Annotated in this window: 20 protein-coding genes and 1 other RNA gene; 11 read left to right on the top strand and 10 right to left on the bottom strand. The window is 62.7% G+C overall.

Annotated elements, in window-relative coordinates; genetic code table 11:
• Nucleotides 1-19 precede the first annotated feature (19 nt).
• The 6 genes from C7J97_RS09020 to C7J97_RS08990 form a co-directional block, all read right to left on the bottom strand.
• Entirely contained in the window at nucleotides 20-2,824 is a 2,805-nt protein-coding gene (locus C7J97_RS09020) for an AAA family ATPase (RefSeq protein ID WP_113992773.1), read from the bottom strand.
• Nucleotides 2,821-3,963 (bottom strand): exonuclease SbcCD subunit D, encoded by a 1,143-nt coding sequence (locus C7J97_RS09015; RefSeq protein WP_113992772.1) that lies wholly within the window; start codon nucleotides 3,961-3,963, stop codon nucleotides 2,821-2,823. Before C7J97_RS09015 ends, C7J97_RS09020 begins: the two co-directional genes overlap by 4 nt.
• A gap of 242 nt (nucleotides 3,964-4,205) precedes the next feature.
• Complete coding sequence (locus C7J97_RS09005) at nucleotides 4,206-4,676, bottom strand: peptidoglycan-binding domain-containing protein (RefSeq protein ID WP_112121670.1); 471 nt, start codon at nucleotides 4,674-4,676, stop codon at nucleotides 4,206-4,208.
• Between the two features lie 49 nt (nucleotides 4,677-4,725).
• Nucleotides 4,726-5,361, bottom strand: a complete 636-nt coding sequence (locus C7J97_RS09000) for a stage II sporulation protein R (RefSeq protein WP_113992770.1) — start codon at nucleotides 5,359-5,361, stop codon at nucleotides 4,726-4,728.
• A 116-nt stretch (nucleotides 5,362-5,477) separates the two neighbouring features.
• Entirely contained in the window at nucleotides 5,478-6,839 is a 1,362-nt protein-coding gene (locus tag C7J97_RS08995) for a PFL family protein (protein ID WP_170126655.1), read from the bottom strand.
• Between the two features lie 30 nt (nucleotides 6,840-6,869).
• Nucleotides 6,870-7,139, bottom strand: coding sequence for an ACT domain-containing protein (locus C7J97_RS08990; RefSeq protein WP_005928182.1), 270 nt, complete (start codon nucleotides 7,137-7,139; stop codon nucleotides 6,870-6,872).
• On the opposite strand from C7J97_RS08990, the gene C7J97_RS15235 reads away from it, so the two are divergent.
• Genes C7J97_RS15235 through C7J97_RS08965 form a run of 5 tightly spaced genes read left to right on the top strand, consistent with a single transcriptional unit; the run spans nucleotide 7,126 to nucleotide 10,204 of the window.
• Entirely contained in the window at nucleotides 7,126-7,353 is a 228-nt protein-coding gene (locus C7J97_RS15235; protein WP_207657567.1) for a hypothetical protein, read from the top strand. The genes C7J97_RS08990 and C7J97_RS15235 overlap by 14 nt on opposite strands.
• A gap of 24 nt (nucleotides 7,354-7,377) precedes the next feature.
• Nucleotides 7,378-7,857, top strand: a complete 480-nt coding sequence (locus tag C7J97_RS08980) for an Lrp/AsnC family transcriptional regulator (RefSeq protein WP_015536725.1) — start codon at nucleotides 7,378-7,380, stop codon at nucleotides 7,855-7,857.
• Entirely contained in the window at nucleotides 7,857-9,041 is a 1,185-nt protein-coding gene (locus C7J97_RS08975; RefSeq protein ID WP_097782360.1) for a pyridoxal phosphate-dependent aminotransferase, read from the top strand. The genes C7J97_RS08980 and C7J97_RS08975 overlap by 1 nt, the downstream gene beginning before the upstream one ends.
• 12 nt (nucleotides 9,042-9,053) lie before the next feature.
• Nucleotides 9,054-9,938: a 4-(cytidine 5'-diphospho)-2-C-methyl-D-erythritol kinase gene (gene ispE / locus C7J97_RS08970; RefSeq protein ID WP_113992769.1), complete on the top strand. Its 885-nt coding sequence runs from the start codon at nucleotides 9,054-9,056 to the stop codon at nucleotides 9,936-9,938.
• A 59-nt stretch (nucleotides 9,939-9,997) separates the two neighbouring features.
• Complete coding sequence (locus C7J97_RS08965) at nucleotides 9,998-10,204, top strand: DUF378 domain-containing protein (protein WP_005928196.1); 207 nt, start codon at nucleotides 9,998-10,000, stop codon at nucleotides 10,202-10,204.
• An 85-nt stretch (nucleotides 10,205-10,289) separates the two neighbouring features.
• On the opposite strand, the gene C7J97_RS08960 is transcribed toward C7J97_RS08965, so the two are convergent.
• From C7J97_RS08960 to C7J97_RS08950, 3 genes are all read right to left on the bottom strand, one after another.
• Complete coding sequence (locus C7J97_RS08960) at nucleotides 10,290-10,934, bottom strand: AhpC/TSA family protein (protein WP_005928199.1); 645 nt, start codon at nucleotides 10,932-10,934, stop codon at nucleotides 10,290-10,292.
• Nucleotides 10,935-11,026: 92 nt separating this feature from the next.
• A non-coding RNA gene (gene ssrS, locus C7J97_RS08955) (6S RNA) lies at nucleotides 11,027-11,231 on the bottom strand.
• 26 nt (nucleotides 11,232-11,257) lie between these two features.
• Nucleotides 11,258-11,572: a DUF1292 domain-containing protein gene (locus C7J97_RS08950; RefSeq protein WP_005928201.1), complete on the bottom strand. Its 315-nt coding sequence runs from the start codon at nucleotides 11,570-11,572 to the stop codon at nucleotides 11,258-11,260.
• Nucleotides 11,573-11,820: 248 nt separating this feature from the next.
• On the opposite strand from C7J97_RS08950, the gene C7J97_RS08945 reads away from it, so the two are divergent.
• Nucleotides 11,821-12,543, top strand: coding sequence for a peptidylprolyl isomerase (locus tag C7J97_RS08945; RefSeq protein WP_113992768.1), 723 nt, complete (start codon nucleotides 11,821-11,823; stop codon nucleotides 12,541-12,543).
• A 49-nt stretch (nucleotides 12,544-12,592) separates the two neighbouring features.
• Here the strand turns inward: C7J97_RS08945 and ruvX are convergent, their stop codons facing one another.
• Entirely contained in the window at nucleotides 12,593-13,024 is a 432-nt protein-coding gene (gene ruvX, locus C7J97_RS08940) for a Holliday junction resolvase RuvX (RefSeq protein WP_015536729.1), read from the bottom strand.
• A gap of 138 nt (nucleotides 13,025-13,162) precedes the next feature.
• On the opposite strand from ruvX, the gene C7J97_RS08935 reads away from it, so the two are divergent.
• The 5 genes from C7J97_RS08935 to rplT all read left to right on the top strand — a co-directional run bounded on the left by C7J97_RS08935 (nucleotide 13,163) and on the right by rplT (nucleotide 21,644).
• Complete coding sequence (locus C7J97_RS08935) at nucleotides 13,163-16,525, top strand: PD-(D/E)XK nuclease family protein (RefSeq protein ID WP_113992767.1); 3,363 nt, start codon at nucleotides 13,163-13,165, stop codon at nucleotides 16,523-16,525.
• Entirely contained in the window at nucleotides 16,522-20,208 is a 3,687-nt protein-coding gene (locus tag C7J97_RS08930; RefSeq protein ID WP_113992766.1) for a UvrD-helicase domain-containing protein, read from the top strand. Before C7J97_RS08935 ends, C7J97_RS08930 begins: the two co-directional genes overlap by 4 nt.
• A gap of 256 nt (nucleotides 20,209-20,464) precedes the next feature.
• Complete coding sequence (gene infC, locus C7J97_RS08925; protein WP_212792169.1) at nucleotides 20,465-21,016, top strand: translation initiation factor IF-3; 552 nt, start codon at nucleotides 20,465-20,467, stop codon at nucleotides 21,014-21,016.
• An 18-nt stretch (nucleotides 21,017-21,034) separates the two neighbouring features.
• On the top strand, nucleotides 21,035-21,238 hold the full coding sequence (gene rpmI / locus C7J97_RS08920; RefSeq protein ID WP_005928215.1) for a 50S ribosomal protein L35: 204 nt from the start codon (nucleotides 21,035-21,037) through the stop codon (nucleotides 21,236-21,238).
• Nucleotides 21,239-21,293: 55 nt separating this feature from the next.
• Nucleotides 21,294-21,644 carry a 50S ribosomal protein L20 gene (gene rplT, locus C7J97_RS08915; RefSeq protein WP_005928218.1) on the top strand — a complete coding sequence of 117 codons (351 nt, stop codon included), beginning with the start codon at nucleotides 21,294-21,296 and terminating at the stop codon, nucleotides 21,642-21,644.
• Nucleotides 21,645-21,754: the final 110 nt, after the last annotated feature.

Genomic DNA, 21,754 nt, shown 5'->3' with positions numbered 1-21,754 from the left:
GTGCCCCGTCGGCGGCGTTTTACACCCGCAGCTCTACGGTGGAGCCGCCGGTGCGGGCCTTGTGCACCACCACCTGCCGGTCGATGCGGTCCTTGAGCGCCCCCACATGGGAGATGATGCCCACCAGCCGGTCGCCCTCGGTCAGGCCGGAGAGCACCCGGATGGCCAGTTCCAGCGATTCCTCGTCCAGCGAGCCGAAGCCCTCGTCCAGGAACAAAGTGTCCAGCCGGATGCCCCCGGCGCTGCTCTGCACCTCGTCCGAAAGGCCGAGCGCCAGCGCCAGCGAAGCCTTGAAGCTCTCACCGCCGGAAAGGGTCTTTACGCTGCGGCGGGTGCCGTTGTAGTGGTCGATGACGCCAAGGTCCAGCCCGGACTGGCTGCGCTGGTTCTCTGCACCGATGCGCTCCAGCTCGTATTGCCCGGCGGTCATCTGCATCAGGCGGGTATTGGCGTAGCGCAGAATGCGGTCCAGATAGTTCATCTGGATGTAGGCTTCCAGCTTGATTTTCTGCTTGCTGGTCAGAGTGCCGCCCGCCGTGGCAGCCAGTGCGCTGACCCACTGCCACCGGCTTTCCAGCGTCTGCCGCGCCTCGGCGGCAGCGCGGTACTGCGCCGCTGTTTTGCGGTTGGGCAGCAGTTGTGCCGAAAGCTGCTTTTCCCGGCTGCGTAGGGTCTCCCGCGCGGCGGTCAGTTCGGTCTGCTGTGCGGTAAGTTCCTCGGCGCTGCGGGCGGGCAGCTCCTTTTGGGCGGCGGTCTGCTGTGCGGTCAGCGCCTCCACAGCGGCCTCGGCGGCGGCAACGGTCTGTTCAGCCTGTTTCAGCTTGCGCTGTGCCGTGTCCATACCGGTGCGCAGGGTGCTGCGGTCAGCCTCCAGCTTGTCCAGCGCCGCCTGTGCGTCCGCGCGCCGGGAGTAGGGCAGGGCGGCGCGCCGCTCTGCGATTTGACCCTCCAGCGCGTCAGCACTTGCATTCTGGGCGGCGGCGCTGCGGTCGGCCTCGGCAGCGGCCTGCTCCAGCGCCGGGCGCTGGCGGGTCTTGGCCTGCCGGTCGGCTTCCAGCTGTGCCTTGCGGCGGCAGTCGGCCTCGGCCTGTCGGCACTGTGCTTTGCAGTCTGTCTGTGCCGTCTGCAAAGCGGCATTCTCTTCGGCCAGAACGTTGGTCATCAGGGCAAAGGTGAGGGGGACTGTGCCCTCCGGGGCGGTAAAGCGCTCCGGCAGCAGGGTCTCGGCGTCCCGCCGGAGAGAAGTTTTCGCCTCATTGGCAGCGGCAAGGGCGCTCTGGGCGACAGCGCTGGCGTTCTGCGCCTGCCGGTCAGCTTCCGCAGCGGCCTGCCGTGCGGCTTCCACCTGTGCCTGCGTGGGCGCAGTATGGGGCAGCAGGGCGCGGGCGGGGTGATGGGTACTGCCGCACACCGGGCAGGGTGCGCCCTCGACAAGGCTCTCGGCCAGCAGTCCGGCCTGTGCGTCCAAGAATGCCCGTTCCAGCGCGTCCCGCCGGGCGCGGGCTTCGTCCTGTGCGGCGGCAGCGGCGCGGTAATTCTCCTGCGCCTTGTGTGCAGCCTTGGCCTGTCGCTGGCAGTCCGCAAGGCGCTGTTCCAGCTTTGCCAGCGCTTCGCCGCGCTGTGTCAACTGGGCGCTGCGGTTTTGCAGTGCCAACAGCCGGGTGTCCGCGTCTGCCAGCGCGGCAAGCTCGGTCTCAGCAGCGGCAAGGGCGGCGTTCAGGCTGTCCAGCTGGGTGCGCCGCTTGTGCGCCTGCGCCGCCGCCAGCCGGGCAGCGTCCTGCGCTTCGGTCTGCTGGCGGCAGAGCGCGTCCAGTGCGTCATAGGCTGCAAGGGCGCTCTGCGCCTGCGTCACCTGCGCGGTCAGGGCATCCAGCTGCGCAGCATCTCCGGCGTGGCGGTCGGCCTCGGCGCGGGCAGCATCCAGTGCGGGCTTTGCGGCGGCAAGCTCTGCCTGACGGGCAGCCAGCTGCTGCGCCAGCCGCTGCGCCTGCGCGGCAGCACCCAGCTGCTGCTGCACCGTGTCCAGCTGGGCTTCGGTGGTGTGCAGGGCGGCGCCGGCTTCTTCCAGCGCCGCAGCCTGCCGGGCAGTCAGGGCGTCCAGCAAGGCAAGCGCCGTTTCCGGCACGGTCTGGGCGCACAGGGCGCGCAGCGCCTCGGCGTCCGGGTCCTCCGGGCTGAATTGCAGCCCGCCCAGCAGGCTGTCCAGTTTGGCGTTCTGGGCGGTGCGCTGCTGGTTCAGCGCGGATGCTTCGGCCTGTAAGCGCTCTTGCAGTTGGGCGTAGCGCTGGGTGCGGAACAGCTTGCGGAAGATGCGGCTGCGCTCCTCGGTGGAGGCGTTGAGCAGCTTTGTGAACTGCCCCTGCGCGATGAGCACAATCTGAGAAAACTGGTTGTAGTCCAGCCCGATGATCTCCTGCACGGCGGCGGTCACGTCCTTGGCTTTGGTCACCGGCGGGCGGTCGTCCGGGTAGGTCAGGGTGGCATCCGCCTTTTCGGTGGTCATGCCCTCGCCCCGGGCCTTGGGGCGCTGATACTCCGGGTTGCGGCGCACCGTGTAGCGCACGCCGTGCACCTCAAATTCCAGCTCCACAAAGGTGGGGGTCTTGTCGTCTGCGTACTTGCAGCGCAGCATGGAGCCCTCCCGGATGCCGCTGCTGGAATGATCGTACAGCGCATAGGTGATGGCGTCAAAAAGGGTAGTCTTGCCCGCGCCGGTGTCGCCGGTAATGAGGTAAAGTCCGCCCCTGCCCAGCTTTTCAAGGTCGAGGGTGGTCTGGGCGGCATAGGGGCCAAAGGCCGAAAGGGTCAGTCGCAGCGGTCTCATACAGTGTCGCCCTCCTTCCAGATCTCCTCAATCAGCTCCTGACAGAATGCCGTCTGCTCGGCGGTCAGGGGCTGGTTATTTTGCAGTTGGTAAAAGGCAGCCAGATGCTCCAGCGGGGAGATGCTCTCGGTGCGCTCCGGGGCGCAGATCTCCTGCTGCTGGCGGGTGCGCTGGTTGTCGTAGTCCAGCTGCATCAGGTTGGGGTAGATGACCCGCAGCCGCGCCAGCGCATCCGGCACATCCTGCTCGTCGGTCAGGGTGATGTACAGATAGTCGTCCACGGCGGTGCCCTCGTAGCAGCGGCGGTCGGTCAGTTCCATGTAGCTGCCCCGCAGCCCGCGCAACTCGTGCCGGGGGGTCAGGGGCGCGGTGGTGATGTGCACCTCGCCCTTTGCACCCAGCTCCACAAAGGTAGCGCTTTTGCACTGCCCCGCCTCCGAGAAGGAGTACTTCAGCGGTGTGCCACAGTAGCGCAAGGTCTCCCGCCCCACCTTCTGCGGGCTGTGCAGATGCCCCAGCGCCACATAGTCAAAGGCATCGAACAGGGCGGCGTCCACGCTGTCCACCCCGCCTACCGAGGGCTCCTCGCTCTCGCAGGCGGCAGCGCCCGCCACAAACTGGTGCGCCACCAGCACGCTGCGGTGGCCGGGGTCCGGGGTGCAGTGCCGCAGCACGCAGGCAAGGGCGTCGTTGTAGCTCTCAATAGGCTCGTCCGGCCAGACGTGCTGCACCATGGCGGGCTTTAAAAAGGGCAGTAAGTACACATCCACCGTGCCGTGGGCATCCTGCAGGGGGATGGGCTGCGGCGCGCCGGTGAACACCGGGCTGACGTAGACCCGGCTGTCGGCCAGCAGGGCAGAGCCAAAGGCCACCCGGTCGGCGGAATCGTGGTTGCCGCTGATGGCGAACACCGGCAGCTTCCGCGCCGCCAGTTGGGTAAGGAACCAGTCCAGCAGCCGTACCGCTTCGGCAGGGGGAACGGGCTTGTCGTAAAGATCCCCGGCCAGCAGTACGCCGTCCACAGGGGTCTCATCCAGCAGGGCTAAAATCTCTTCCAGAATATACCGCTGCTCCTCCAGCATGGAAAACTCGCACACCCGCTTGCCCAGATGCAGGTCGGATAAATGCAGAAAACGCAAACAGGAACACCGCCTTTCAAAAAATGCTTTGCCCTATTATAACGCAGCCGCCGCTGCACGCGCAACCAAGGAGAACAGAAAAACGGACAACTGCTGTTTGCCGTTGCGACCCCTTCTGTGAAAATGGGACACCGGAGCGTCTGCGGACGCTCCGGTGTCCCGAAATTTAAAATGATTCTTCCGCTGAATATGGCCAAAGCGCACGCGGAGGCCATTCCAAATCGTTTTACGGCCTGCGTATATCAGAACATCTTTTCCCAAGTGGCGCAGCCCACACTGCCGTCTGCCGTCAAACCGTTGCGCCGCTGGAACCGCTGCACGGCGGCAGCGGTGGCCGCACCGTACTTGCCGTCATCTTTCAGCCGCTCGCCCAGAGAGTTGAGCTTCTGCTGTACCAGCCGCACCGTGCCGCCGGAGGAGCCAGTGTGCAGCACGATGCCGGGGTAGGGCACCTTCAGTCCGTGCTTTGCGGTGTAGCGGGTGTAGAGCACGTTCCATGTGTTCTGTCCCACCTTGCCGTCCATGTTCATCTTGTTCTTCAGCTGGAACTCCTGCACGGCACGCTGGGTGCTTGCGCCGAACTTGCCGTCTGCCTTCAGCGCATCGTACCATGTGCACGCATCGCGCACACCGTTGAGCCACGTCTGCACAAGTGCCACGTCCGGCCCGGAGGAGCCGCGCTGGAGCAGGGAATAATAACCGGGAATCGCCATAGAGGGATCCCTCCTTTCCCTCCATGCTATGCTCCGGCGGGACACGGCGTCACCCCACCAGCAGCACTGTCTGCCGCCGGGCAGTCAGCCGGTGCGCCCAGTCCACCAGCCGGAACCGCAGGATGTACTGCCCGCAGACAAGGTCGTTCTCCGCAGGCAGGGCGTAGCCGCCCTGCGCAAAGCTGCACAGCCCCGGGTACAGCACACACCACCAGTTGCGCCCGCCGCCGCTGCCAATATCAATGCGCACGGCATCGTACCGTCCGGCGGGCAGTTGACCAGTGGGGTAGCGCCGGGCGGGAAAGTACATATTCACGAGATACACCCGCACCGGGGCACGGATGCCCTGCGCGGCCAGTGCCCGCTGCGCCGCCAGCTGAAACTGCAAAAGCCGCCCCGCCGCCCACGCCCGCGCCTCCGGTGCGCTGTGCGCCGGACACTGCTGCATCACGGCCAGCACCGCGTCCCGCACCCGGAGCTTGGCGCTCTGGTCAGCCACGGCATCGCTGGCCGCCCGGATGTGCAGCCGCAGGGTGTCGGCGCACAGCGCTGCCCCGGCATCCAGCTGGGTGCGCCCCCAGCACAGCCCCTGCAAAGCGCCGCACAGCGCAAAGCCTACCAGCACACTGGCGCATAGCAGCCGCATCTGCCGGACGGAAAGCGGCTTTAAAAACCAGCGAAGCATAAAAAACAGACCCCTCTTCTGGAAATGATAACCAGAGGATGGGTCTGTTGCAGCGGGATTATACAAAAAAATAAACCCTCTCAGTCATTGCTGCGCAATGACTGAGAGGGTTCGTATCAGTTCTTCAAAGACTGCATGGGTGCGGGCAGGCGGCCGCCGCGGTTGATGAACACCGAGGGGTCGTGGCTGTTCACCGGCATGATGGGGCCATAGCCCAGCAGACCGCCGAAGTCCAGCACCTCACCGGCCTTGCGGCCGATGGCGGGGATCACACGCACGGCGGTGGTCTTGCTGTTCACCATGCCAATGGCGGCTTCGTCCGCGATCAAGGCGCTGATGACGGCAGGGGTGGTGTCGCCGGGGATGATGACCATGTCGATGCCCACAGAGCAGACGGCGGTCATGGCCTCCAGCTTTTCAATGGTCAGGCAGCCGATCTCGGCAGCGTGGATCATACCGGCATCCTCGCTGACCGGGATAAAGGCACCGGACAGGCCGCCAACGTGGTTGGAGGCCATCACGCCACCCTTCTTCACGGCATCGTTCAGCAGGGCAAGGCAGGCGGTGGTGCCGCAGCAGCCGCAGGTTTCCAGACCCATCTCTTCCAGAATATTGGCCACGCTGTCGCCGATGGCCGGGGTAGGAGCCAGAGAAAGGTCGATGATGCCGGCGGGCACGCCCAGTGCCTTGGAGGCAAGGTTTGCCACCAGCTGACCCACGCGGGTGATCTTGAAGGCGGTGCGCTTTACCAGCTCTGCCACCTCATCGATGGGGGCGTCCTTGGGCAGACGTGCCAGCGCGGCGCGCACAGCGCCCGGGCCGGAAACACCCACATGGATCTCGCAGTCCGGCTCGCCGGGGCCGTGGAAAGCACCGGCCATGAAGGGGTTATCCTCCGGGGCGTTGCAGAACACCACCAGCTTGGCAGCGCCGATGCACTGACGGTCGGCGGTCAGCTCGCTGGCCTTCTTCACGGCCTCACCCATCAGCTTGATGGCGTCCATGTTCAGACCGGCCTTGGTGGCGCCGATGTTCACCGAGCTGCACACGATGTCGGTCTCGGCCAGTGCGCGGGGGATGGACTCGATCAGGCGGCGGTCACCGGCAGAAAAGCCCTTGTGCACCAGTGCGCTGTAGCCGCCCACAAAGTTGACGCCCACCTTTTTGCCGGCGGCGTCCAGCGTCTTTGCAAAGTCCACGGGGTCTGCCTCCGGGCAGGCGCCCAGCAGCATGGCGATGGGGGTAACGCTGATGCGCTTGTTGATGATGGGAATACCGTACTCGGCGCTGATGCGCTCCACGGTGGAGACAAGGTTCGCGGCTTTGGTGGTGATCTTGTTATAGATGTTCTCGCAGGCCTTCTTGGGGTCCGGGTCGATGCAGTCCAGCAGGCTGATGCCCATGGTCACGGTGCGCACGTCCAGATTATCCTGCGTGAACATCTCGATGGTTTCCAGGATATCCCCGGTGTTAAACATACTCATAGCGGTTGCGGGCTCCTTTCCGGCTCAGATGGTGTGCATGGCGTCAAAAACTTCCTGACGGGTCACGTTGATCTGCATCCCCATCTCGGCGGCAAGTGCATCGGTGCGCTTGTGCAGCTGGTCGTGGTCAACATTGCAGTTGCTCAGGTCCACCAGCATGATCATGGCAAACATCCCCTGCAGGATGCTCTGGGTCACATCCTCAATGTTGATGTTCAGTTCGGTGCACAGACCGGCCACCTTTGCGACAACGCCCACGGTATCGTGTCCAATGACGGTAATGAAAGCTTTCATGGTTTCCACCCTCGTTTTCCTTATAGTGATTGGTGCCGCCAAAGACCCGGCACACGCTTACCCTTCCAGTATAGCAGATTTAGCAAAATTTGAACACACTTTTTGTAAAAAAGAGCAGAATACGGGGGCAAAAGACATTCTATATAAAAATCAAGTGCAATCTGCCGGGGCTTGTGCTATACTTATACATAATTTCCCGCGGATTTCCGTGTAGAGGGTTGATAAGGAGTATATGACAATGGAACAGCTTTTGAAGATTCTGGAAAACAACGCCCGGCTGCCCGTGGAGGACATTGCCACCATGCTGAACAAATCCCCCGCCGAGGTGGCGGCGATGATGGATCTTGCCCGGGCGCAGGGCATCATCAAGGGCTACAAGACCCTTGTGGACTGGGAAAAGGCCAAGGTGAACCGCGTGGAGGCGGTCATCGAGCTGAACGTCAGCCCCAAAAAGAGCCGCGGCTTTGACGAGATCGCCGCCACCATCGCCGCCTTTGACGAGGTGGAGAGCGTGCTGTTGATGAGCGGCGGGTACGACCTGCAGCTGGTGATCAAGGGACAGACCTTCCAGGAGATCGCCCTGTTTGTGGCAAAGCGGCTTTCGCCGCTGGACGATGTGCTGTCCACCGCCACCCATTTTGTGCTGCGCACCTACAAAAAAGAAGGGCGGCTGTATCAGGATGAAGAAATTGATGAAAGAGAGTGCACGGTGCTGTGATGGATTATGATAAACTGATCGCGCCTGCCGCCAAGGCCATGCGCCCCTCCGGCATCCGCAAATTTTTCGATCTGGCCGCCGAAATGCCCGAGTGCATCAGCCTTGGCGTAGGCGAGCCGGACTTCAAGACCCCGTGGGCTGTGCGCGAAGCCGGCATTGAAAGCCTTGAGCACGGCCGCACCCGCTATACCTCCAACGCCGGCTTAAAGGAGCTGCGTGCCGAGATCAGCCGGTATCTGGAGCGGCGCATGAACCTGCGCTACGACCCCATGCGGCAGATCCTTGTGACCGTGGGCGGCAGCGAGGCCATTGATATGTGCATCCGCACGCTGGTCAAGCCCGGGGACGAGGTGATCATCCCGGAGCCCTGCTTTGTGTGCTACGAGCCCATCACCACCCTGTCCGGCGGCGTGCCGGTGCACGTTGCCTGCCGTCAGGAGGACGAGTTCCGTCTGCGTGCCGAGGCGCTGAAGGCAGCCATTACCCCCAAGACCAAGCTGGTCATCATGCCTTTCCCCAACAACCCCACCGGTGCAGTGATGGAGCGGGAGGATCTGGAAGCAGTGGCTGAGGTGCTGCGCGGCACCGATATCATGGTGCTGTCTGATGAAATTTACGCAGAGCTGAACTACGGTCTGCGGCCGCACGTTTCCATTGCCACCCTGCCCGGTATGGCAGAGCGCACCATCGTGGTGAACGGCTTTTCCAAAAGCTATGCCATGACCGGCTGGCGGCTGGGCTACGCCTGCGGCCCGGAGGCGGTCATTAAGATCATGACCAAGATCCACCAGAGCGCCATCATGAGCGCCCCCACCACCAGCCAGTACGCCGCCATCACCGCCTTGAAGGAGTGCGATGGCGAAATCGACCGGATGCGGGACGAATACAATATGCGCCGCCGCTTGGTGGTGCGCAGCTTCAACGATATGGGTCTGACCTGCTTTGAGCCCCGGGGCGCGTTCTACGCCTTCCCCTGCATCAAGAGCACCGGCATGAGCAGTCAGGAGTTCTGCACAAAGCTTTTGGAGCAAAAGCACGTTGCCATCATCCCCGGCGATGCCTTTGGCGCTTCCGGCGAGGGGTACTGCCGCGTTTCCTACGCTTACAGCGTGGAACACCTGACCGAGGCGCTGAAGCGCATCCGAGAGTTTTTGGTGGAAAACAACATCTACCACGGCAACTGAGGAGGAACACAGATGGAACGGCGAGAGCGGAAAAACGCAGTGACCGTGCTGGCCCCGGCCAAGCTCAATCTGGCACTGGATGTGGTAGGGCTGCTGCCTAACGGATATCATGCGCTGGACATGACCATGCAGACCATCACCCTGTACGAGCGGGTGATGCTGCGCCGCAGCGCCGGGCTCAGTCTGCGTCTGCCGGGCAGCCTTGTGCAGCCCAACGATAAAAATACTGCCATCAAGGCAGCGCTGGCGTTCTTCCACTACACCGGCCTGCTGGCGGGGGTGGATATCACCATCTACAAAAATACCCCGGTGCGGGCGGGCATGGCGGGCGGCAGCGCAGACGCCGCCGCCGTGCTGGTGGGTTTAAATGCCCTGTACGGCGCAAAGCTTTCCATGAGCGAATTGTGCGCGCTGGGCGCAGGCATCGGTGCGGATGTGCCCTTTGCCCTGATGGGCGGCACCTGCCGGGTGCAGGGCGTGGGCGACCTGCTCAAGGCGCTGCCCCCTGTGCCGGACTGCTGGTTCACGGTGGTGATGCCGGACTACGGCGTATCCACCCCGGAGGCCTTTGCCGCCTATGATACCGTGGGCAGCCGCACCCACCCGGACTGTGAGGCGCAGGAAAAGGCCATCCGCGCCGGAGACCTGGATGCCGTATGTGCTGCCGCCGGGAATGCGCTGGAAGAGTGCAGCGGCGCAAAAGACAACGAAAGGATCAAGTCCCTTCTTCGCGCGCACGGCGCTGTCACCGCCCTGATGACCGGCAGCGGCGCGGCGGTGTTCGGCGTGTTCCGGGACGAAGCTGCCGCCAGAACCGCCGCAGCGGCAGCAAAGCGGCAGTGGCCGCAGGTCTACGTTGCCAAGCCCGACCGCGGCGGTGCACGGGTGATCCGATAAAAAAGTATAAACCTCCTTCCCGCAGGGCATACTGGCCCCAAAGGAAGGAGGTCTTTTTTGTGCAGACCTTTTACAAAATCTGCCTGCTGCTGCTCATTGTGGGCGGTGTGAACTGGGGGCTCGTGGGGCTTTTTCAGTTCGACCTTGTGGGCTGGCTGCTGGGCGGCAGCACCTCGGTGTGGTCCCGCATCGTGTTTGCGCTGGTGGGCTTGGCTGCCCTTGGCTGCATTCCGGAACTGTTCAGCGAAGAACCGGAGGAAGAATAACAAAACGGCTGCTGCACTTTGCGTGCAGCAGCCGTTTTCAGGTTATAGTTTTTCCAGCGAAAATATAAAATATTTTCTGTGTGGTTTACTGGTCGTTATCCACATCGTCCCAGCCAATGAGGTCGGGCAGGGTCAGTGTTTCGTCCGAGCAGTGGTGGCTTGCGCGGCGCTGGTCGGCGGCCTTGGTGTGCACCACCTCGCGTGCAAGCTCCCGGATGGCAATGCAGTCCTCCGGCAGGTCGGTCTGGCTGCGGCCGGAGTGGGTGAACAGGATCTTGCCCTCGTGGCCTACGATCAGGGTCATGGGCAAAATCTGCGGGGCATTGCGGTCGTAGTGATAACCGGCATCCCGGGCACTTTTGTAGATGCGCTGGGCAGAAAAGCTCCAGCTCAAAAGCCCGCGTGCCTGCTCCACCCCCAGATAGCTGTACAGCACCCCCGGCGCATCGCAGATGATGGGAAAGGGAAACTCCTTCCCCTGTGTAGCCTCGGCCACCGCGCGGGGCGCTGAGCGCACCACGCAGGCCAGCCGCACACCCCGCAGCCGCGGCAGGGTCTTTAAGTAGCGGGTCAGGTATTCCCGGGTGACCGGGTGGTCGAACCCGGGCAGAAAGATCATGCACAGGGGCTCGGTGCCCGCACACAGGGCGTAAAAATCGTTGCCCGGGGTGGTGGGGGTGTCGAAGGTGAACCGGGGAATGGAAGTACCAACCAGATGCTCAGAACTCATGCCGCAATTGCACATCCTTTCAAATGGTGATAAAAAAATCCACAGCCGTGCCCTGTGTTTGCAGGGGCACAAGCGGTGGATTGGATTACTATAAAGATCCCGCCCGGTCGTCTGCGGTCAATCAAACCTACCCTTACGGACAGGTGGGTGCCCTGTCTCCGGAATCACGCTTCCTCATCGAACCTCCATGGTCGACCCATGGCGGGGAGGTCTGCAATCCACCGGAGAACTCCGGGCTCCCGTTGAATGATTAGTAGGATCATACAAACCGCAACAAATCGAGCCGGGCAGGAAGTCTTGCACGGGTCAATCCGTCAAAGGACTTACTCGATATCGTAGTCCTCGCTCAGACGCTGCTCGAACAGCTTGCTGACTTCCATCAGCACCTCGTCGTCCTCTACAACGTCCAGATATTCGCCTTCATCGTCCTCCCCGACACTCAGGATTACCAGCTGGGCGTCCTCGTTCAGGTCCTCTTCGTTCTCGGCGTATTCCACAACAGCCAGATAATGCACGCCCTTGTGGTCCAGCGCATCGATCACCTCAAAGGTGACCTCGTTGCCGTCCTCGTCCTCAAGGGTCATCAGGTCGGGCTGATATTCTTCCTCAGTATTGGGGTTCTTGATCTCGTCAGACATAATACGCTCCTGTATTGCTTTATCACAAAAAGCAGTTGATGCAGCGGGCTGCGTCCCGCTTGGTCTGCTTATAGTGTAGCGTGTTTTGCGCAGTTCGTCAAGATGCTTTTTCGCACAGAAATCATTGGATAAATTTTCACGCAATTTCCTCTCGCACTGCCGCGCAGAATATGGTATACTACTGGTTAAAGCTTTTGCGCTGCGCTGTGCGGCGTTGTAGTACAGTATATGGAACAGGGAGCGGGAGTATGTTGAAAAAATTCGGGGCAGTCTGTCTTGCGGCGGTGCTGCTGCTTACGGGCTGCAGTCTGCGGCCGCAGGAAAACGGCAGCAAGGTCCAGAGCATCAGCCGCCCGGCGGTGGAATCCGCCGAGCTGCAGTTCACCCACCCGGCAGCAGGGGACACGGTTGCGGTGTTCGATACCTCTGCGGGTGTTTTCCGTGCGGTGCTCTTCCCGGAAAAGGCCCCGCAGGCCTGCGATAACTTTATCGGCCTTGTACAGCAGGGCTATTATAACGGCCTTACCGTGAGCCGGGTGGAGAACCAGTTCGTGGTGGAAGCCGGGCAGGGCGCAGACGGTAAGGGCTCTACCATCTGGAAGGGCAGCCGCTACCCGGTGGAAGCATCGGACAGCCTGCACCATTACGCCGGGGCGCTGTGCATGGGCGTGGACGCCTCCGGCGCGTGCGCCAGCGTGTTCTATGTGGTGGAATCGCTGCCGGGAGACCAGTCGGTAACGCAGGAACTGACAGACCAGATGAACGCCGCCGGTTACCGCGCCGAGGTGGTATCCGCTTACCAGACGGCGGGCGGTGCGCCCTATCTGGACTACACCGACACCGTATTCGGGCAGGTGTACGAGGGCATGGACATCGTGGACACCATCGCCCAGACCGCCGTGGACGAAAACCAGAAGCCTACCACCGATATCACCATCAACAGCGTGAGCATCGAGACCTATCAGGGGTAAATAGTATAGCAAAAAAAAGATGCCTGTGCGTGAGCACAGGCATCTTTTTTTATATCTCCCCGGGGTGTTCCTTGCGCCATGCAAGGTAGTCCTCTAAAATCACCGTGGCACTGACCGAATCCAAGATCTCCTTGCGGCGGCTGCCGTAGGTGCCGCTTTCGTCCAGAAGATCGGCGGCGGCGCAGGTGGTCTGACGCTCGTCCCACATCCGCACCGGCAGGCCGCTCCAAAGCTCCACAGTTTTTGCCAGCTTGCGGCTCTTGGCGGCGCGTTCGCCCTCGGTACCGTCCATATTCAGCGGCAGACCAATCAGGATCATCTCGGCTTCGATCTCCTTGGCTACCTCGCAGACCCGGGCGGCAACCTTGTTGCGCGCCTTTAAGGTGATCTGGGGCGTAATGGCGGTGGTAAGAAATTCGGTGCGGTCGCAGGTGGCAAGGCCGGTGCGGCTGTCCCCGTAGTCAACGGCTAAAATCTTCATACAAAGTCCCTTTCCGGTGTGCAGAGTGTTTTTTTCAGTGTACCACAGCGGCGGCGGGATTGCAAAGAAAAGCGGTGGTTTTATCTCCGCTTTCGTGTTACAATAAAGGCAAAAATCAATGAGCGGGAGGAGACCGAAATGCTGAAACTGGTTCTGGGCACTTCCGGCAGCGGCAAGACCACCCTGCTGTATGCCCGCATCCGCGCCCGTGCCGAGGCGGGGAAACGCAGCATCCTGCTGGTGCCGGAGCAGTTTACCTCCAGCACCGAAGCACGCATCTACCGGGAGCTGGGGGATGCCCTTTCCGGCATGGTGGAAAGCTATTCCTTCACCAGTCTGGCCGAGCATATCCTTGCGATAGAGGGCGGCGCGGCGGTGCAGACCCTGACCGATGCCGGGCGGGCGGTGCTGGTGCGCCGTGCGCTGGAGGAATTGCAGGATAACGTGCACTACTACTACCGCCACCGGCGCCGTGCAGCTTTTTGCCAGATGGCGGCAGAGACCATCGACGAGCTGAAAAGCGCCGGGCTTTCCGGGCAGCAGTTGCAGGAGCTTGCCCGGGACTGCGGCACCGAGAGCGCAAAGCTGGGCGAGTTGGCGCTCATCTTTCAGGGCTACGAGAGCCTGCTGGCGGGCACCGGCATGGATCCTGCCGACCGTCTGGAGTTGGCTGCCGACCGGCTGGAAGCTGCGCTTGCCCGGGACGAGCTGCCGGACTTTCTGCGCGAGCGCGAGGTGTTCATTGATGAGTTCGACACCTTCAACGCGCCCAAAAAGCGGCTGATGGGTGCCATGCTGGCTGCGCTGCCCGCTGTAACGGTGGCGCTGTGCGAGGACGGCGCACCCATGCAGCCCGGGGACCTGGAACTGTTCTCCGGTGCAAAACAGGTGGCGGCGCAGCTGCGCCAGCTGGCGCGCAAAAACGGCGCACAGGTGGCCGCACCGGAGCTGCTGCGGCGGGATCTGCGCCATAAGGATGCCCCGGGGCTTGCCGCCTTGACCGAGCTGCTGGAGACAGGCAGCTGCACCCCGCCGGAAAGCGCCCCGGAGCTGCGGCTGTTTGCCGCCGCCAGCCGGGAGGAGGAGGCCCGCTGCGCCGCAGCCGCCATCCGCCGCCTGATGCGGCAGGGGGTGCGCTGCGGGAAAATTGCGGTGGTCTGCCGCGATATCAGCCTGTACCGGGCTGCGGTGCGGTACGAGTTCCGCATGGCAGAGATCCCTCTGTACTGCGACGAGCCCACCACCCCGGAGTTCAGCGCCCCCGCCACGGCGGTGCGGGCACTGCTGGCATTACTGCGGGGTGCGGACATGACCGAGCAGCTGACCGTGCTGGCCAAGACCGGCCTGTGCGCCCTGACCGAACCGGAGGTCTGCGCGCTGGAAAACTACGCCTACACATGGTCGCCTAATGCAGCGGCGTGGCGGGCAGAATTTACCAAAAGCCCCCGGGGCTTTGGCGATGCTGAGCTGACCGAGGAGGATACCCAGAACCTTACCCGCGCCGAGAATGCCCGCAAAAAGCTGGTGACGGCGGTGGATACCCTGCGCGGCAAGGTGCGCAGCGCCAACGCGGAACAGATCAGCCGGGCGCTGTATTTCTGCCTGAAGGAGCTGGGCGCAGAAGGGCAGCAGGCCGCACAGGTGGAGGATATCCGCACCGCTCGGGGCATCCCGGCGGCAGAGGAAGCCGCCCGCGAGTGGAATGTGGTGATGCAGCTGCTGGACGAGATGGCGCGGCTGCTGGGCAGTCAGGGCATCACCGTGCCGGAGTACGAGGATCTTTTCAGCCTGCTGCTGCGCTCCTCTGACCTGGGGCACATCCCGCAGACCTTGGACGCGGTGGTGCTGGCAAGCGCCGGTAAAATGCGTCTGGATGCGCCGGACTATGTGTTCGTGCTGGGGCTGGCAGAGGGCGAATTTCCCTGTACCCCCGCAGAAAGCGGCCTGCTGACCCACGCCGACCGCGATTTGCTGATGGCAAAACAGATCGATCTGCCGGACTGTTTTGAGAACCGTGTGGTGCGGGAACAGGTCTGTTTTTACAAGGCCCTTACTGCCCCGGCAAAGGGGCTGTGGATGAGCTGGCCGAAGGGGCAGGGGCAGACCCTGTGCGCTGCGCTGGAACCCATCGTGGAGACATTGCAACCTGCTGCGCCGCAGCTGGAACTCATTGACCTTGCCGCCACCCCCGCAGACGGCTTAGACGTGCTGGGCGGCGGCTGGCCGCTGACCGAACTGGAACGCGCCAGCCTGACCGAGGCGCTGCGCGCCCCCGGCGAGGGGGTGCAGGCACCCCGGGGGCTGGCACTGTTACAGCGCATGGAGCAGGACCCGCCCCGGCAGGTGCAGGATCTGCCCACGCTGGAAGCGCTGCTGGGCAGGCGGCTGCACATCTCGCCCAGCCAGCTGGAAAAATACTATACCTGCCGCTACGGTTACTTTTTGCAGTATGTGCTGGGGCTCAAACCCCGCCGCCGTGCGGAGCTTTCGGCAGACCAGAGCGGTACCCTGATGCACTGGGTGCTGCAAATGGCGCTGGACCCCCACCCCGGGGCAGACAACCCATGCGCCGGGCTGCGCCCCTTTTTGGAGCTGGATGATGCCGCCATGGCCGACCTTGCCGCCGCACTGGTGGACGAGTACGCGCGGCGCTATCTGCCGGAGGATACCGCACGCTTTGCCTACCTGCTCTCCCGGCTGAAAAAGAGCATGACCAGCCTGCTGTGCTATCTGCGGGACGAGCAGAACCAGTCCCAATTCAAGCCTGTGGCCTGCGAGCTGAAAATAGGCCGGGGCGAGGATGCCGTGCCCGGGCAGGTGTACCGCCTGTCGGACGGGCGCACGGTGCAGCTGGTGGGTACGGTGGACCGCGCAGACGAGTGGATCGAGGACGACGGCACCCGCTGGGTGCGGGTGGTGGACTACAAGACCGGCAGCAAAAAGCTGGACTTGAAGGAAGTCTACTGCGGGCTGGACTGTCAGATGCTGCTGTATCTGTTCAGCCTGACCCGGGATGCCGGCGGGCGCTTTACCGGCGCACAGCCGGCGGGCGTGTTGTATCTGCTGGCCGACCCCGCCCCCCAGACCCTGCCCCGTGGACAGGCCGCCCGGGCGGTGGAGTACCAGCTGGACGGCCTTGTGCGGGACGAGCAGAAGATCTTTGATGCGATGGACGCAGACGAAACGGGCAAGTATCTGCCCTTTGGCTATCGCAACGGCGCACCCAGCCCCTACCAGAAGGACAAGCGGGCGGACAGCGCCAAGCTCAGCCGCATTCAATTGCATCTGGACGACCTTGTTACCCAGATGGGCGAGCAGCTCTACGGCGGGCAGATCGACGCCGAGCCGCTGGTGGTGAGCAGCAGCAAAAGCCCCTGTACTTGGTGCGATTACAGCTTTATCTGTTGCCATGAGACCGGGGTGCACGAGCGTGCGCTGGAAGCCCCTGCAAAGCCCTTTGAACCCGAGGAAGAACCCGAAGAAGAGGAGGAACAGCCGTGAGCGGACCCAAATGGACCCCGGCGCAGCAGGCCGCCATTGCCGACCGGGGTGGTGCGCTGCTGGTAAGCGCAGCCGCAGGCAGCGGCAAGACCGCCGTGCTGACCGAGCGGGCGGTGCAGCTGATCACCGACCCGGAGCACCCGGTCAACGCCGACCGGCTGCTCATCGTCACCTTTACCAACGCGGCGGCGGCAGAGCTGCGCGCCCGCATCGGGCAGGCGCTGCTGCACCGCAGCCAGCTGCAGCCCGGCAACGCCATGCTGCGCCGCCAGCGGATGCTGCTGCAGCGTGCGCCTATCTGCACCATTGATGCTTTTTGTCTGAACCTGCTGCACAAGCACTTTCAGGCGCTGGATATCCCGCCGGATTTTGCCCCGGCAGACCCCGGCACCGTGCAGCTGCTGCGGGGGGCGGCACTGGCTGAAACGCTGGAAAACGCCTACCGCGACCCGGATTTCTGCGCCTTTGCAGACCTGTACGGCAAGGGACGCACGGATAAACCGGCGGGCGATGCCATTTTGCAGATCTACGACTTTTTGCGGGCACTGCCGGACTACGACCGCAAGCTGGATGAATTTCTTGCGCCATACGAGCAGGAAAACGGCTTTGCTTCCACCTGCTGGCACGACCTGCTGCTGGCCGAAGCTGCCCGCTGCGCCAAGGCTGCGCGGGAACTGCTGACGGCAGCGCTGGCCGACTGCCATGCGGATTTTGATCAGGAGCAGGCAGCTGCCGGGGAAAAAAAGACCCCATCCGCCCGGGCAAAGGCACAGCTTGCGGTGGCAGAAAAATACGAAGAGGCCGGTACAAGGCTGGAAAAAGCCGCCGCCCTCTTTGCGCAGGCGGAGCAGCTGGCCGCTGCCGGACAGTGGGACCCGCTGTATGACCTGCTTACCCCCTATGTGCTGGGTATGGAGGAAGCCCCCGGCCTGAAGGGCATGAAAAAGCGTCTGGGCGGCGACCACAAGGCGGAGATCAAGACCCGCTCGGACGAAGCTGCCGCTTTGTTTGAGCAGATGACCCAGCTCATCTGCTGCTCCGAGGCCGAGGCCGAGACCGACCGGCAGATCACCCTGCCCCGGCTGCGGGCGCTGTTTGCTGCTGTGCGGGACTTCGATGCCCGGTTCACGGCCAGAAAACGGGAGCGCAAGCTGCTGGAATTCAGCGATTTTGAGCACCTTGCCCTGCGGCTGCTGCGCACCCCGGAGGGCACGCCTACCCCCTTGTGCGAGAACATCCGGCAGGACTACGCCGCCGTGATGGTGGACGAATATCAGGATACGAACGCCCTGCAGGACGCCCTTTACCGCTGCCTTGCCGCCCCGGCGGGGGATAACCTCTTCCTAGTGGGCGATTTAAAGCAGAGCATCTACCGCTTCCGGCAGGCAGAGCCGGGCATCTTCCGGCAAAAGCTGGACAGCTGGCCGCTGCTGCCGGGCGCAAAAGCCCGTCCCCGCCCGCCGGAGGGCACCCCGGGCATGGACGCTCTGCTGGCGCTGGATGCAAACTTCCGCTCCGCACCGCAGGTGGTGGCGGGCATCAACTATCTCTTTGAGCAGCTCATGACCCCGGAGCTGGGCGATACCGCCTATGGAGATGGGCAGCGTCTGGTCTGCGGCGCGCCCGGGGAATATCAGGGCAGCGTGGAAGTGCAGTTTTTGCCGGACGACGAGACCGAGACTGATGCAGGCTGGATCGCGGAGCGCATCGCGCAGCTGGTTTCTGCCGGAGAGCCGGTGCGGGAGGGCAGTACCACCCGCCCGGTGCGGTACGAGGACTGCTGTGTACTGCTGGCAGCGCGCACCGAGTTCCCGGCGTATGTGGAGGCACTGACCGCCCGGGGCATCCCGGTATATGCCGACGCCCGGGAGAACCTGATGCTTGCGCCCCACATCCGCCCCCTCATCGCCCTGCTCAAGGTCATCGATGACCCCTCGCAGGACATCTATCTGGCCGCCGCCATGCTGGGCCCCATGTTCGGCTTTACGGAGGATGATCTTGTGCGGCTGCGCGCCCGCAGCCGTCAGGTACAGGCCGAGCCGGACAAAAAGCCCGCCCGCATCAGCCTGTACGGCGCACTGCTGCTGGCGCTGGAGGACCCGGCCGACGACCCCTTTACCGAGAAGGTGAAGGACTTCTACGCTCATCTCACCGCCCTGCGGCAGATGGCGCGCAGTGCCCCGGCAGAGCAGCTGCTGGAAGAAATTTTTGCCTCCACCGGTTATCTGGCGGCGCTGGGCGTGCTGGAAAACGGTGCCCGCCGCCGGGAGGATGCCCGCCGGTTTGCCTCCTTCTGCGCCGCCTCCGGTACAGGCGGCATCTCGGCGCTGGTGCGCGCCATCGATGCCGCCGCGCAGGCCGGCAGTACCGGACAGGACACCGTACCCAGCGGGGTGCACCCCGGGTGCGTGTCCATCATGACCATCCACCGCTCCAAGGGCTTGCAGTTCCCGGTGGTGTTCGTGGGGGATACAGCCCGCAAGTTCAACGCCTCGGATATCCGTCAGCCGGTGCTGGTGCACCGCACTTTCGGCGCGGGGCTGCGGCTGCGGCCGGAAAACGGCGAGGGCGCCTACAAGACCGCCGCCTACACCGCACTGGCTAATGTCCACGCCAGGGAACTGCGCAGCGAGCAGATGCGCCTTCTGTATGTGGCGCTCACCCGTGCACAGGATAAGCTCATCCTCACCGTGCCCCTGAGCAGCGGCAAGAGCGCCAAGCCCTTTGCCAAGGCGGCGGCTTTTCTGGCTGCCGGGGCGGGGGCCACACTGCACCAGCAGGCCAACAGCTTTGCCGACTGGCTGCGGGCGGCGCTGCTGGTGCACCCGGACGGCGGGGTGCTGCGGCAGCTTTCCTGCAATCGGGAACTGCTGTTTGTGCAGACCGAGAGTACGATGGCAATCAAAGTGTGTGACGATGCCGTGCAGCTGTCCGAAGAAATAGATACAGATACGCCGGACGAAGCGCCGGAAACGGACTCGGCCTTGGTTGAAACGCTGCGGCAGAACTTTGCGTGGCAGTACCCGGCGGCAGCGCTTGCGCAGGTGCCCGCCAAGGTCAGCGTGACCAGCATCGTGCACAAGGCCGAACAGACCACGCTGGAGCGCCCGGGCTTCCTTTCCAAGGACGGCCTGACCGCCGCCGAGATGGGCACCGCGCTGCACGCCTTTTTGGAGCACGCAGACTTTGCCCGGCTGGCTGAGGCCAAGGCTGCGGGCACGCTGGACGCGGCCATCCCGGCAGAGCGGGACCGTCAGGTGGCGGTGCAGCTGACCGCCCCGGAGATCGCGGAAAAGCTGGATGCGGTGTGTATTCGGCGTTTTGTGGAAAGCGAGGCCTTTGCAAAAATCTGCGCCGCCGAGCAGGTGCTGCGGGAGCTGCCCTTTATCACCGCGCTGCCCGCCGGTGCTGTGCTGGCGGCGCAGGGGCACGAGGAACTGCCCGCTGCCGCAGATGCGCAGGTGCTGGTGCAGGGCATCGCCGACCTTGTGCTGGTGTACACCGACCATCTGGAGCTGCTGGACTACAAGACCGACCACCGCAAGGCGGAAAGTGACTTCCTACGCGCCTACCGCGCCCAGCTGAACCTTTACGCCATTGCCATCGAAAAGCGCTTTGCACCGAAAAAGGTGACCTATAAGGGCATCTACTCCTTTGCACTGGGCAAACTGATCGAAGCGTAAAAGGGAAAAGTCATATTTTTTCCAAAGAACGCATAAAAAGTGCTTGACAGGGCAGATAAAGCGTGGTAGAATAGCCGGGTAAAGAAAGCAGCTACGGCCTGTGCCGCGCTCGCCTTGCGGGAGGATGTCCCCGGGCTATACCCGAAACAGCAGCTTATTCCTTTGTGAATGCTGCGGCTTTGTGTGAAATTTCGCGCGGCTGTCCAGAATATGGGCGGCCGCGTTTTCTATGCCAAATATTGCAACACTATGGATTTTGTTTGGAGGTGCATTCATTATCGCTACCGCTGGAAAGTCGAAGGAACTGGAGATCAACGGCCAGATCCGTGATCGTGAGGTTCGCCTGATCGGTGCTGACGGCGAGCAGAAGGGCGTTGTGTCCATTCAGGTGGCCATGCGCGCTGCAGAAGAAGCCGGGCTCGATCTGGTAAAGATCGCACCGCAGGCTGTGCCGCCTGTGTGCAAGGTGCTGGACTACGGCAAATACCGTTTTGAACAGCAGAAGAAGGAGAAGGAAGCCAAGAAGAACCAGAAGGTGGTCGAGGTTAAGGAGACCCGCCTTTCGCTCAATATTGACACCAACGACTTCAACACCAAGCTCAACCAGACTGCCAAGTTCCTGGCAGCCGGACACAAGGTAAAGGTTTCGATCCGTTTCCGCGGCCGCGAAATGGCGCACAGTGCTCTGGGCGCAGACGTGCTGAAGCGGTTTGCCGAGGCTCTGCCTCAGGCATCCACCGATAAGCCGCCCGTGCTCGAGGGCCGCACGATGTCCATTCTGCTGATCCCGAAACCCAATAAGGACTAATTTTAGGAGGAAACTAAAATGGCTAAGATGAAACTGAAGACGCACTCCGGCGCTAAGAAGCGCTTTAAGCTGACCAAGAACGGCAAGATCAAGCGCGGTCATGCATTCCGCAGCCACATCCTGACCAAGAAGACCACCAAGCTGACCCGTGGTTACCGTCAGCCCAGCTACGTTGATAAGACCAACGCAGCTACCATCAAGAGCATGCTGCCCTACGCCTAAGAGCGAGCCGCAGGTACACAAAACTTTCTACGAGATACTAAAGGAGATATAAAAAATGGCACGTATCAAAGGCGCAACCATGACCCACAAACGTCGTAAGAAGATGCTGAAGCTGGCCAAGGGCTTCTACGGCTGCAAGAGCAAGCACTTTAAGATGGCCAAGCAGCAGGTCATGAAGAGCGGCAACTACGCTCTGGCTGGCCGCCGCATGAAGAAGCGTCAGTTCCGCAACCTGTGGATCTGCCGTATCAACAACGCAGTTCGTCCTCTGGGCATGAACTACTCCACCTTCATGGCTGGCCTGAAGAAGGCAGGCATCGAGCTGAACCGCAAGATGCTGTCCGAGATGGCTATCAACGATCCCAAGAGCTTTGCCGCTCTGGTCGAGACCGTGAAGAACGCCTGATAAAGACCTTGCATCGTGACGCCCGCGCGTATACGCGGGCGTCCGTTTTGTATCCGGGCATTTTTTGCGGCCAGGGAAACAAGGCAACGGGGCAGCGCCCTGCCGCAGAA

The organism is Faecalibacterium prausnitzii (genome assembly GCF_003324185.1).
Classification (GTDB): domain Bacteria; phylum Bacillota; class Clostridia; order Oscillospirales; family Ruminococcaceae; genus Faecalibacterium; species Faecalibacterium prausnitzii.
The sequence above is the reverse complement of the archived record's forward strand: the minus strand, read 5'-3'. Positions and strand labels throughout refer to the sequence as shown.

What these genes read in the sequence shown, in the direction of transcription:
- C7J97_RS09020 (WP_113992773.1), bottom strand. Translation starts at nt 2,824, where the DNA reads ATGAGACCGCTGCGACTGACCCTTTCGGCCTTTGGCCCCTATGCCGCC.
- C7J97_RS09005 (WP_112121670.1), bottom strand. Translation starts at nt 4,676, where the DNA reads ATGGCGATTCCCGGTTATTATTCCCTGCTCCAGCGCGGCTCCTCCGGG.
- C7J97_RS09000 (WP_113992770.1), bottom strand. Translation starts at nt 5,361, where the DNA reads ATGCTTCGCTGGTTTTTAAAGCCGCTTTCCGTCCGGCAGATGCGGCTG.
- C7J97_RS08995 (WP_170126655.1), bottom strand. Translation starts at nt 6,839, where the DNA reads ATGTTTAACACCGGGGATATCCTGGAAACCATCGAGATGTTCACGCAG.
- C7J97_RS15235 (WP_207657567.1), top strand. Translation starts at nt 7,126, where the DNA reads ATGAAAGCTTTCATGGTTTCCACCCTCGTTTTCCTTATAGTGATTGGT.
- C7J97_RS08990 (WP_005928182.1), bottom strand. Translation starts at nt 7,139, where the DNA reads ATGAAAGCTTTCATTACCGTCATTGGACACGATACCGTGGGCGTTGTC.
- C7J97_RS08980 (WP_015536725.1), top strand. Translation starts at nt 7,378, where the DNA reads ATGGAACAGCTTTTGAAGATTCTGGAAAACAACGCCCGGCTGCCCGTG.
- C7J97_RS08975 (WP_097782360.1), top strand. Translation starts at nt 7,857, where the DNA reads ATGGATTATGATAAACTGATCGCGCCTGCCGCCAAGGCCATGCGCCCC.
- ispE (WP_113992769.1), top strand. Translation starts at nt 9,054, where the DNA reads ATGGAACGGCGAGAGCGGAAAAACGCAGTGACCGTGCTGGCCCCGGCC.
- C7J97_RS08960 (WP_005928199.1), bottom strand. Translation starts at nt 10,934, where the DNA reads ATGAGTTCTGAGCATCTGGTTGGTACTTCCATTCCCCGGTTCACCTTC.
- C7J97_RS08950 (WP_005928201.1), bottom strand. Translation starts at nt 11,572, where the DNA reads ATGTCTGACGAGATCAAGAACCCCAATACTGAGGAAGAATATCAGCCC.
- C7J97_RS08945 (WP_113992768.1), top strand. Translation starts at nt 11,821, where the DNA reads ATGTTGAAAAAATTCGGGGCAGTCTGTCTTGCGGCGGTGCTGCTGCTT.
- ruvX (WP_015536729.1), bottom strand. Translation starts at nt 13,024, where the DNA reads ATGAAGATTTTAGCCGTTGACTACGGGGACAGCCGCACCGGCCTTGCC.
- C7J97_RS08935 (WP_113992767.1), top strand. Translation starts at nt 13,163, where the DNA reads ATGCTGAAACTGGTTCTGGGCACTTCCGGCAGCGGCAAGACCACCCTG.
- rpmI (WP_005928215.1), top strand. Translation starts at nt 21,035, where the DNA reads ATGGCTAAGATGAAACTGAAGACGCACTCCGGCGCTAAGAAGCGCTTT.
- rplT (WP_005928218.1), top strand. Translation starts at nt 21,294, where the DNA reads ATGGCACGTATCAAAGGCGCAACCATGACCCACAAACGTCGTAAGAAG.